We start from the raw sequence: 10,758 nt of genomic DNA, 5'->3' as shown, positions 1-10,758 counted from the left end.
GCGATGATCTCGCCGCCGCGATTGAACGTGTCGCCGTAGACGGTGTCGCCGAGCCCGAACACGGCGAACCGCAGGCCGCGCAAATCCGGGCGGTGGCGGTCGAGGGCGTCGTAGAAGGGTTCGGCGCCGGTCGGCAGGTCGCCGTCGCCGTAGGTCGAGCACACGACGACGTGGAAGTGGCGCGGGTCCAGATCCGCGATGTCGAAGTCCGTCATGTCGTGCACCGAGACGTCGTGCGCCCCGCGGAGTTCTCCGGCGATGCTGTTCGCCGCGGACTCCGCGGTGCCCATCTCGGTTCCGAACAGGATGATGACACGCACCGGCACAACCTTTCTCCAGTCAATATGGTGAGCCTATCCTAACTATGTAGCCCGCGGTGTGCCACGCCCCGGCCGTCCGCACGGGGTCAGCGGCAGCGGAAGGGCATGAGCAGTTCAGCAGCGCCGATTGACGGAATCTCCAGCGCGTTGCATCATTCGTAGAGGTGCCCGGTATTTTCTGGGCAGACCACTTTCGCCGGCCGATGACTGTCCGGCTCCGCGGCTGCCGCCCGTGCCCTTCGAGTACCGCACGAGTGCAGCGCTTCCATCCATGACGCTTCGCGCGTCCGGCCGTGAGTGAGGTGAATACGAAATGGTCCACCAGTCGTCTGCATGCCGGGTGATCAATTCGCACCCCCGCTTCGGCACCCTTCCCCATTTCTGAATGTCACCGCGCCGGGCGCGGTCATCTCTGTCGATGTCTCGGCATCGGCGGAATCACGGCTCGGCGCGGTGCCCCGGACGTAATCGGAAACCGGCGGACAGACGGATGTGGAGACAGTGATGGTGGACAGGGGAGCAGTGAATTCGGGGGCGGTGGAAATGGTGACGCGGCACATGGTGAGCAATCTCGCCGTGTCCGCGGCGATGATCGAGGATCTCGGGTACCTGCGCGCGGAACTGGCGGCGGCGGAGGTGCCGTTCCTGCTCGTGCGCGACAGCGGGCACCGGCTCGTGCTCGCGGCCGACGCGGCGCATCGCCCGATGGTGCGCCGGGTGACCGCCGCCGCGATGTCGGCGGGATTCTCCTGTATGGAATTGCAGCACAACGTATTCCGGCTCGGGCGCGACCACGATCCCGCGCATCACGTCGAGCTGGAACTGTGGGAGTACCACGGCGACACGGTGACCTGCCCGCGCCCGAACGCGCTGACCCGCCCGGTCTTCGACCTCGCCGACGTCCAGCCCACACAGGTGCGGCTGTTCGACCGGACCTGGCCCACCCTGGCGGACATGTTCGCGCCGCAGACCGGCGACGTCGGTTTCGACATCGACCTGGTGTTCTCCTGGGTGGACGGCTCCGACCCCGCATTCCGCGCCCGCCGCGCCGGGATGCTGGCCCAGGTCGTGGTCGGGGAAGGTGACGACGCGGACGCCAGGATCCGGCAGATCGATGAACTGAAGTACGCCCTGCGGTCGGTGTACAAGAACGCGCCGTGGATTCGCCGGATCTTCATCGCGACCGACTCCACGCCGCCGGACTGGCTGACCGCGCATCCGAAGGTGACCGTGGTGCGCGCGGTGGACCACTTCCGCGACGTGAGCGGCTTGCCGGTGTTCAATTCGCACGCGGTGGAATGCCAGTTGCAGCACATCGAGGGGCTCAGCGAGCACTTCCTCTACTCCAACGACGACATGTTCTTCGCGCGGCCGGTGCGTCCGTCGATGTTCTTCACCCCGGGCGGGGTGAGCCGGTTCATCGAAGCGGACCTGCGGATCGGGCCGGGAAGCAACCATGAGCGGCGCAGTGGTTTCGAGAACGCCGCGCGGGTGAACCGGGCGCTGCTGGCCGACCGCTTCGGTCACGTCATCACCCGGCATCTGGAGCACACGCCCGCGCCGCTGCGGCGCAGCGTACTGCTGGAGATGGAAGAGGAATTCGCCGCGGATTTCGCGCGCACGAGCGCGAGCCGGTTCCGGGCGGCCACCGACATCTCGGTCACCAACTCGCTGTATCACTACTACGCCCTGTTGACCGGTCGAGCGGTGCCGCAGGAGACGGCGAAAGTGCGTTACGTCGACACGACCAGCTACAACGGCCTGGCCATGCTGGACGGGCTGGCGCGCCATCGCGACGTCGACTTCTTCTGCCTCAACGACGGCAGTTTCCCCGAGGTCGCCGAGTCCGAGCGGGTGCGGATCGTCTCCGAGTTCCTGGCCGGGTACTACCCGGAGCCGGCGCCGTGGGAGGGGCTCAGTAGACCGCCTCGTCGTCCGATTCCGCAGTCGACGCCGGGCGCCGCATGACGTGCGGGATGCGCGCGGCGGGCGGGATCACGATGCCCTCCTCCGCGAGCCGCTGCTGCGCCTCCTCCGGCGTGGCGGGGGCGCCGACCGTGCGGCCGCGCTCGATGGGCACCACCGAGTGCACCACGGTGTCCGGGTAGATGTGCACGTAGTTGAAGGCCTGCGCGCCGTCCTGTCCGCGTAGGCCGCCCTGCGCCACGCCGAGATCCTGGCTGTAGCAGGTGGCCGACGCCACCGAGACCGGGATGCCCGCGAAGGTCGCGCTGGTGGAGAAATGGAGGTGTCCGGCGAGGATGGCGCGCACGTCGCTGCCGTCCAGCACGTCGGCCAGCCTGCGCTGGTCCCGCAGTTCCACGGTGACGGCGAGGTCGACCACGCACGGCACCGGCGGATGGTGCATGGCCAGGATGGTGCCGAAGGGCGCGGGCTCGGCCAGCACCGAGCGCAGCCACTCCAGCTGGGCGTCGGAGATCTCCCCGTGGTGGTGCCCGGGAACCGAGGTGTCCAAGGAGATGATGCGCAGCCCGTCGATCAGGTGCACCCGGTCCAGCGGGGATGTCGTGGGGTACTCGCCGAGCAGGCGGGCGCGCAGCGCGGCGCGGTCGTCGTGGTTGCCGGTGACCCAGACGATGGGCGCCTGTAAATTTCTCGCGAACGGCTCGACGATCGACTTCAGCTTGGCGTACGCGGCGGGCTCGCCCCGATCGGTGAGGTCGCCGGTGAACACGATCGCGGTCGGGCGGATCCGGCTCGCCGCGGCCTGCTCGAGCAGTTGGCGTAACCGCAGGTCGGCGTCGACATCGCCGTACAGGGGGTCGTCGCCCGCGATGAGATGTGTGTCGCTGAAGTGGAACAACACGTGATCCGGACGCGGGTACTCCGCGACTCTGGTGATGGACACCGGACCGAATCCCTCCTGGCGGTTTGCCCGCCATTGGCTTGGCTCCGTCGCCACGATAGCGGCGGTTACGGACAGGTTTCCCGACGGTTGATGAAGACACGCTTGCGGGAAGGTGAGGTTTCGGTGTCGAACGCTGGGCAAACGCAGGCCGGAGTGGTTTTCGTCACTGTCCGAGGGCGTCAGCGGTGCGCAGGGCGTCTACCACCATCGCGGCGTTCACCGTGAAGGGTTCGTTGTGGATCGTCTCGCCCGGAGCGGTCGCCCGGTGCGCGATGGCCGAGAGCGTCTCGTCGTCGGCGTCGGCCAGCCCCAATGCGGCGAGCGTGGTCGGCAGGCCCATCTCGGCGCAGAAATCGACCACCACGTCGATCTCGGACGTGGGCGCGCCTTCCAGGACCAGTTGGGTGAGGGTGCCGAAGGCGACCTTCTCGCCGTGCAGGAACGGGTGGGTCTGTGCGGCGGCGGTGAGGCCGTTGTGCACCGCGTGCGCGGCGGCCAGCCCGGACGATTCGAAACCGAGCCCCGACAGCAGGGTGTTGGCCTCGACCACGCGCTCCAGCGCGGGTGTGACGCTGTGGCCGCGAACGGCGGCCAGCGCCTGCGCGCCGTCGGCGAGCAGGGTGCGGTAACACAGTTCGGCCAGCGCGGTGGCGCTGCGCGTGGACGCGCCGCCGCGCATGTTGCGCACCTGCGCGACGCTGCACGTGCGCGCCTCGAACCAGGTGGCCAGGGCATCGCCCATGCCCGCGGCGAGCAGCCTGGCCGGTGCCTGCGCGACGACCGAGGTGTCCACCAGCACCAGCGCCGGATTCCGCCGGACCAGCTGGTACGCCTCGAACTCGCCCGCCTCGGTGTAGATCACCGACAACGCGCTGCACGGCGCGTCGCTGGAGGCGGTGCTCGGGCAGCTGATCATCGGCAGGTCGAGATCGTCGGCGACCGCGCGCGCGGCGTCGAGCACCTTGCCGCCGCCCGCGCCGAGGACGACCGTGCTGCCGGTCTCTTCGACGGCATGGGCGATCCGGGCGATCTCCGCCCTGCTGCATTCCCCGCCGGACAGGTGGATCGAATAGGCGATCTTCGCATCTGTCAGCGTGCGCTCCCAGGTGCCGGCGAGCAGCCGGAAAGCGCTGGAGCCGCACACGATGAGCACCGGTCCGCCGATGCCGAGCCGGGTCATCTCGGCGCCGAGCGCGGCGGTGGCGTCCCGGCCCTGCACGTAATGTCCCGGTGAGGAGAACACGCTCAGCACCTGGCACCTCCCGATCCGAGGGCTGCGAATCGCACGCGCCATCTCAGTCCGACGACACCTCAACGCTACGTGACGCGCGGCATTTCGCGGACATGGTCGATGAACTCGCCGCGCGGCGGGCGGGGCCACGGGACCGCGCCGCACGATGGCGTACGACGCGTCCGCGACCCGGTCAGCTCGGGGTGGTGAGGGTTTCCGGGAGCAGGCGCGGGCGGTCCCGCTCCATGCCGTCGAGCAGCGCGAAGTAGCGGCGCAGCATGAGGACCGCGGTGGTGGCCAGGCCCGCGGTGAGGCCCCACCAGACGCCTGCGGCGCCGAGGCCGGCCGGGTAGGCCAGCAGCAGGGCGACCGGCAGGCCGACGCCCCAGTAGCCGATCAGCGACAGCCGGAAGCCCGCGTTGGTCGCCTTGAGGCCGCGCAGCAGGCCGGTGCCGATGTTCTGGGCGGCGTCGAAGAACTGCAGCACGATGCCGATCAGCAGCAGAGTGTGCGCGACCCGGAGGGTGTCGGTGTCCGACGACTCCAGGAACGGGCGCAGCACCAGGTCCGGCGCGACCACGTACACCGCGGCCGTCACCGCAGCGATCACCGCGGCATGGCGCAGCGCGAGCCAGGCCAGCGCGCGGGCGTGCGGGTGCTCGTCCCGGGCCACCGCGTGGCTGACCAGGATCGACGCTCCGTGCGACAGGCCGATCGCGACCTGGAAGACGATGTAGATGATCTGGTAGACGACGTTGTGCGCGGCCAGCGCCGCCGGTCCGATGCTGCCCATGACGAGGGCGAGCACCGAGAACATGCCCGCCTCGGAGCCGTAGGTCAGCGCGATCGGCGTGCCCAGCTTCAACTCGGCGCGAATCGTCGTCCAGCGCACCGGCAGCGGGGTCATCGGAAGCGTTCGGCCGAGTTCCTGGTCGCGCCACACCATCGCCCAGAACACGCCGAAGGTGATCAGGAACACCAGCGAGGTGGCGACGCCGATACCGGTGAGTCCGAGTTCGGGCAGTCCGGCCTTGCCGTGGATGAAGCCGAGGGCCAGCAGCAGGTTCAGTACCACCGAACCCAGCGTCACCAGCAACAGCGCCTGCGGGCGCTGCATGCCCACGGTGTACTGGCGCAGCACCTGGAACCACAGGCAGGGCAGCAGGCCGGGCGCGAGCGCCACCATCAGCGGACGGGCGTCGGCGAGCACTCCGGGGTCCTGCCCGAGCCAGGGCAGCACCCAGCCGAGCCCGATCAGCAACGCGCCGCCGACGAGCCCGGCGACGGTGGCGATCGCGAAGCTCGACCGCAGCAGCTCGCGGATCTCGGGATCCGGGGAGTCGCCGCGCTTGCCCGCCGCGCTCACCGCGGTGGCGATCTGGTTGCCGCTGCCGGTGATCAACCCGACGCACATGGTGCGGATCTGGTTGAACAGCACGATCGCCAGCCCGCCCGCGGCCACCTGCCGCACGCCGAGCGTGCCCATCAGCGCGATGTTGGTGGTGGAAACCGCGATCTGGGCCAGCTGGGTCAGTGCGATCGGCGTCGCGAGGGCGGTGAGCCGCCCGCCGTCGCCGCGGAAGCTCGTCAAGATCACCGGTCCTCCTTCGCAGATGGCGTGCGGGTCGCCCCGCGCGGGGGCAGCGCCGCGCCGTACGAGCGTCCGGGACTCACCGCACCTCCACCAATGTGTTCCGGGCGGCGGGCGTGTAGCGCCGCAGCATGTCCGCGACCTCGCGTTCGGCAGCGGCGTCGAGCAGGTCGCGTTCGATCATCCATTCGTCGTCGAACACCGTGTCCAAGTACTTCTCCCCGCCGTCGCACACGATGGTGACCACGGTGGAGCCCGGCGGGAACTCCTCGAGCCGGGTGAGCGCGGCGTGCACCGACCCGCCCGCCGAGCCGCCGATCATCAGGCCCAGTTCGGCCGCCACGGCGCGCGCGGTCGCGAACGCCGCGACGTCGGTGACCTTGACGCCTTCGTCCAGCAGCGAGTAGTCCACCGCCGTACCGATGGTGGCCCCCGACGGGGTGCCGGTGCCCGACTGCCAGTACGGGCCGCCCGGCCCGCCGAAGGCGATCGAGCCGACCGGCTCGACGCCGATCACGTAGGGGACGCAGCCGAGCTGGCGCAGCCGGGTGGCGGTGCCGAACAGCGAACCGCCGGTACCCACCGCCGAGAGCAGGATGTCGACCCGCTCGACGTCTTCGAGCAATTCCTCGGCCACCGCGTAGTAGCCCACCGCGTTGGCGTCGTTGTTGTGCTGTTCGGTGAAGAACGCGTCGTCGCGCTCGGCCGCCATCGCCTCGGCGAGGTCCTCCCGTGCCGAGGTGGCCAGGTTGTCGTCGCCCTCGTCGGCGACGTACACCAGTTCCGCACCCATTGCCCGCATCGCGCGCAGTTTGTCCTTACATGCGTGATGGTCGACCACTGCGGTGAAGCGATACCCACGTTCGGCGGCAACTACCGCGAGGCCGAGCCCGGTGTTCCCGGACGTGGACTCGATGATATGTCCGCCACTGCGCAGCAAACCGCGACGCTCGGCGTCGAGCACCATCTCGCGCGCCATCCGGATCTTGGCCGCGCCGGTCGGGTTGAACTGCTCGAGTTTCAGTAATAAGCGGGTGCCTGTCGCGGTGGCCGCGAGCTCGAACAGCGGCGTGCGACCGATCAGATCCGTCACGCGCGTGACGAGCGGCATTGCTATCTCCTGGTTCGTGTCGGGGAAGTCGGGCTCAGCTGCCGTCGCGGGTCCAGCGGAAGCGGTCGCCGGGCGCGTCGTGCAGCACGACTTTCGGTGGGATGGGCAGGTCGTGAAAGGCGGACTCGTTCGAATCCATTTGATAACCGGCGGTATTCGGGTAGATCAGCAGATCGCCGACCTCGGCGGGGCGGGGCAGCGGCACCCGGCGCCAGCTGAGCATGTCGGAGTCCAGGCAGGTGGCCGCGCCGACGCTGGTCGGTGTGACGGAGCCCGGCCGCGCGGGCCACAGCAGCGGATCGGGCAGGTACTCGCTGTCGAACCACTGCTCCGAGAGGCTGAGGCTGGTGCCGTCGACGGTGAGCAACCGGTAGGGCTTGCCGTGCGCATGCCTGGTCTTGCTGCCCTGGACGCGGAAGACGGTGCACCCCGCGTGGGCGAGCAGCGCGCGTCCCGGTTCGATCGCCAGGCGCACGGCGTTGTCGCGCAGCCGTCCGGCGAGGTCCTCGTGGTCGAGGATCTGGGCGAGCATGGCCGCACCCGGCGCCGGAAAGTGGTACGGATAATAGGAATCGAAGGACTTCCCGGAGTGGAACCACTGCCTGCCCACGCCTTCGGTGAACTCCATCGCGGCCTCCGCCGCCACGTAGTCGACGCCGAAGCCCCCACCGATCGACACGGTGGTCGCCGGATGCCCCAGGGTGCGCGCGTGCAGACAGCGGGCGATCAGCGCGCCCGCGAGTTCCGCGCGCGCCACCGCGTCGTAGCCGGACAGGTGGAAACTGAAGCCCTCCAGCCGGATCGAATCGTGCCTGCCGCAGACCGCGAGCGCGTCCTCGATCTCGCCGGAGGTCATGCCGAACCGGCTGGCCGAGGCCGCGGGCAGCACGCGGATCAGCACGCGCGCGGGCGCGTCCCGCGCCGTGAGCGCGGCGAGTCTGCCCAGCTCACCGAGGTCGTCCACGGCGATCAGCGAACCGTGCCTGGCGGCCAGCCAGAGCAGCTCGTCCGCCTTGGCCGGTCCGGTGACCATGAACTCGTCGCCGCGCACGCCCTGCGCCAGCGCGGCGGTCAGCTCGCCGACGCTGGCGACGTCCACGCCCGCACCGTGTTCCGCGCACGCTCGCGCGACGCACGCGGCCTTGTTCGCCTTCTTGCCGTAGTAGATCGTGCCGTGCACGCCGGCGTGGGTGAAGGCGGCGTGGAAGGCGCGGATGTTGTGCGCCACCCGCTCCGGGTACATCACATGGAACGGGCCGCCCATCGCGAAGGCGAGGTCGCCCAGCAGGGACGGATCGGCGAGCAGGCGGCGCTCCCACGGATCGAGATGCGCGGGCATCGGGGACGCGCCGATCGCATCGTGCGCGTCCGCCTTCGGTTCCATGGCGATGCTCGCGTGTTCTAGGTCCACCGGTCGCCTCCGTGCGCTAGTCCCACAGCGGCACCTCCGTGCCACGGCCTTCCGCGATCGCCCGCTCGGCCAGCGCGTGGGCCACCGCGATATCGGTCAGCACGAGCCCGCTGTTGTAGACGAAGACGCGCTCCTCGTCCGAGCGGCGCGCGACCGCACGGCGATTCAGGATCTGCGGCAGCTCGGCGTCCACCGCACGCAGCGTGCCGTCGGGTCCGACCATGTCGGTGCCGGTCAGCGCCATCTGTTCGGCGCTGGTCGCGATCACCCGGTCGGCGTCGTTCAGCGCCGACGGCGCGAGCCCGTAACCGACCAGCACCGCCACCGAACCGGGTGCCAGATCACCGGATTCGAGCGCGACCTCGGTGGCCGGGCCCGCGGTGGCCAGCACGACATCGGCGGCGGCCGCCGCCTCGCGGGGATCGGTCACGGTCTCGAGCAGGGCGTGCGGATGGTGTTCGGCGAGGACGCGGTGCACGGCTTCCAGCCCCTCGCGGTGCGTGCCGTAGACCATCAGTTTGCGCAGCTGGGGGTTCGCGGCGAGCAGATGCGGAAGCGCGTTGCGGCCCTGGGTTCCGGTGCCGATCAGCAGGACGCTCTCCGCGCCGCTCCGCACGGTCTCCCGCACCAGCAGGGCCGACACGGCCGGGGTACGCAGCGCGCCGACCCGCGCGCAGTCCATCATCGCGATCGGCGCACCGGTGGAGTCGTCGTAGAGCGTGATGGTCGTGTAGTACCGCTTCGTACTGCGGTCGTGTCCCGGGTCGAACTTGTAGGAGGTCTTCATCGCCACCACGCGCCTGCGGCCGTCGCGGCCGAGCATGGCGTAGGCGACCGACCACCCGTCCGGGTTCGCGACGCTCAGCTTGCGCGGGTTGTCCGAATCGCCAGCCGCGAAGGCCAGATACGCCTCTTCCACCGCGCGCACCACCGCCGCCGGTGTGATCGGCACGTCGGCGAGGTCGCTGCGGCTCAACACCCGCAGGGGTGTGCTTCGGTCACGCGTGCTCAAAGGGTCCTCGATCATGTCGTACTGCATCCCGCTCATGAGTGCCGCTCTCGACCGGCAGGGTGTCCGCCGCTCGGAACGGGGCCACGATTTGTTGCCCGTAGCCATTCTCGTCGGCTTCCTCGGTCCGCCGCCGTCGTTCCGGAAGCCGGATGTTCACTCGCTTGAGCCACCGGTCGGTGCCGTCGTACCGCGCGGTGAACGGCACCCGGCCGTGCACCGCGACGTCGTTGTCCACCAGCAACAGCTCGCCGGGGGAGAGCACGGCGGTGACACTGACGCGTTCGAGCTCCGCGGTGAGTTGTTCGTAGGCGGCGCGGAATTCGGGGCCTGCCTGCGCCAACGGGGTGTATGCCGGATCGTAGCGCAGGGTCTGCTGGTCCGGACCCGCGGCGCTCCAGAGAGTCGGAATCGGTGCGGCGGAGTAGGTTTCGTGCCCGGCGCCGTAGGAGACGTCGGGCAGGATCGGCAGTGCGGGCGTACTGAGCAATTCACGCTGCCGGGTCGCGAGCTCGATCCGGCGCACCGACGAGACGGTGGTGCCGACCAGGTCCGGATTGCGCAGGCAGCCGAGCATCAGCAGATGCGCGCGCCGCGGGTGGAAGGCGTCCTCGGTGTGCGGGCTCAGCAGAACTTTGCTACTGGCGCCGGACTGTTCGTGCTCGTGACCGGCCGCGGGAACGATGTTGTTGACCAGCCGTCCCTCCTGCTGCCCCTGCCAACCGAACGGCTCACCCGCGCTGCGCGCGAGCAGCAGCATGGCCAGGTCGAGTTCGAACGAGTGCGCGCGCAGCGCCGGATCACCGCTCCAGCGCGCCGCCTCCCGCCAGCTCGGCGGGGTATGCCCTAATTCGTTGTCCTGCAACGGAAGGCGACCGACGACGGTGGCTCCGGCCGTGGTGGCGGGTGGGCGCATGGTGTGGCGCACCTCGGCAGGCAGTTCCGCGACGCCGGCATCGATCCGCTCGATGAGCGCCGGATCCGTGAGGGTGCGCGCGGCGGCGGCCGGATCGGGGAGGAGGTCGATTGTGGCGGAGATCTCTCTGGCGAGCTCGCGCACCGACCGGCCCGCTTCCGCGGACAATTCGCGCCGTTCGAGGTCTTTGGGGTGAAGCGTCTTACGTTCGGAGAGAACGCTTTTCACCGGGTATCCCTTCTTCGCATCGGTTCGAAAAGCAGGGGTCACGATTGGTAATGCGAAGGTAGCTCTTCCGGC

General features: G+C 69.7%; 9 protein-coding genes. 1 reads left to right on the top strand and 8 read right to left on the bottom strand.

What is annotated here, in order from left to right; genetic code table 11:
- Nucleotides 1–320 (bottom strand): flavodoxin domain-containing protein (locus ON19_RS24940; protein ID WP_043697774.1); only part of this gene is annotated, 320 nt, incomplete at its 3' end.
- 504 nt (nucleotides 321–824) lie between these two features.
- Between ON19_RS24940 and ON19_RS24935 the strand changes: the two genes are divergently transcribed.
- A complete protein-coding gene (locus ON19_RS24935; RefSeq protein WP_043697747.1) occupies nucleotides 825–2,288 on the top strand; it encodes a stealth family protein in 1,464 nt (487 codons plus the stop codon).
- Here the strand turns inward: ON19_RS24935 and ON19_RS24930 are convergent.
- From ON19_RS24930 to ON19_RS24900, 7 genes are all read right to left on the bottom strand, one after another.
- Nucleotides 2,236–3,189: a phosphodiesterase gene (locus ON19_RS24930; RefSeq protein ID WP_043697745.1), complete on the bottom strand. Its 954-nt coding sequence runs from the start codon at nucleotides 3,187–3,189 to the stop codon at nucleotides 2,236–2,238. The genes ON19_RS24935 and ON19_RS24930 overlap by 53 nt on opposite strands.
- Nucleotides 3,190–3,352: 163 nt before the next feature.
- Nucleotides 3,353–4,441 carry a glycerol dehydrogenase gene (locus ON19_RS24925; RefSeq protein ID WP_043697743.1) on the bottom strand — a complete coding sequence of 363 codons (1,089 nt, stop codon included), beginning with the start codon at nucleotides 4,439–4,441 and terminating at the stop codon, nucleotides 3,353–3,355.
- A 172-nt stretch (nucleotides 4,442–4,613) separates the two neighbouring features.
- A complete protein-coding gene (locus tag ON19_RS24920) occupies nucleotides 4,614–6,017 on the bottom strand; it encodes an MATE family efflux transporter (protein WP_043697741.1) in 1,404 nt (467 codons plus the stop codon).
- Between the two features lie 73 nt (nucleotides 6,018–6,090).
- Nucleotides 6,091–7,122 (bottom strand): PLP-dependent cysteine synthase family protein, encoded by a 1,032-nt coding sequence (locus ON19_RS24915; RefSeq protein WP_043697739.1) that lies wholly within the window; start codon nucleotides 7,120–7,122, stop codon nucleotides 6,091–6,093.
- 34 nt (nucleotides 7,123–7,156) lie between these two features.
- Nucleotides 7,157–8,506, bottom strand: a complete 1,350-nt coding sequence (locus ON19_RS24910) for an alanine racemase (protein WP_043697737.1) — start codon at nucleotides 8,504–8,506, stop codon at nucleotides 7,157–7,159.
- 43 nt (nucleotides 8,507–8,549) lie between these two features.
- Entirely contained in the window at nucleotides 8,550–9,560 is a 1,011-nt protein-coding gene (locus tag ON19_RS24905) for an ornithine cyclodeaminase family protein (RefSeq protein ID WP_174377728.1), read from the bottom strand.
- Nucleotides 9,532–10,686: a TauD/TfdA family dioxygenase gene (locus tag ON19_RS24900; RefSeq protein WP_051169276.1), complete on the bottom strand. Its 1,155-nt coding sequence runs from the start codon at nucleotides 10,684–10,686 to the stop codon at nucleotides 9,532–9,534. The genes ON19_RS24905 and ON19_RS24900 overlap by 29 nt, the downstream gene beginning before the upstream one ends.
- Between the last annotated feature and the right edge of the window lie 72 nt (nucleotides 10,687–10,758).

The sequence above is a fragment of the Nocardia abscessus NBRC 100374 genome (assembly GCF_000308455.1).
Taxonomy (GTDB): Bacteria; Actinomycetota; Actinomycetes; order Mycobacteriales; family Mycobacteriaceae; genus Nocardia; species Nocardia abscessus.
Note: the sequence above shows the minus strand (reverse complement) of the source record. Positions and strands in the feature narration are given on the sequence as shown.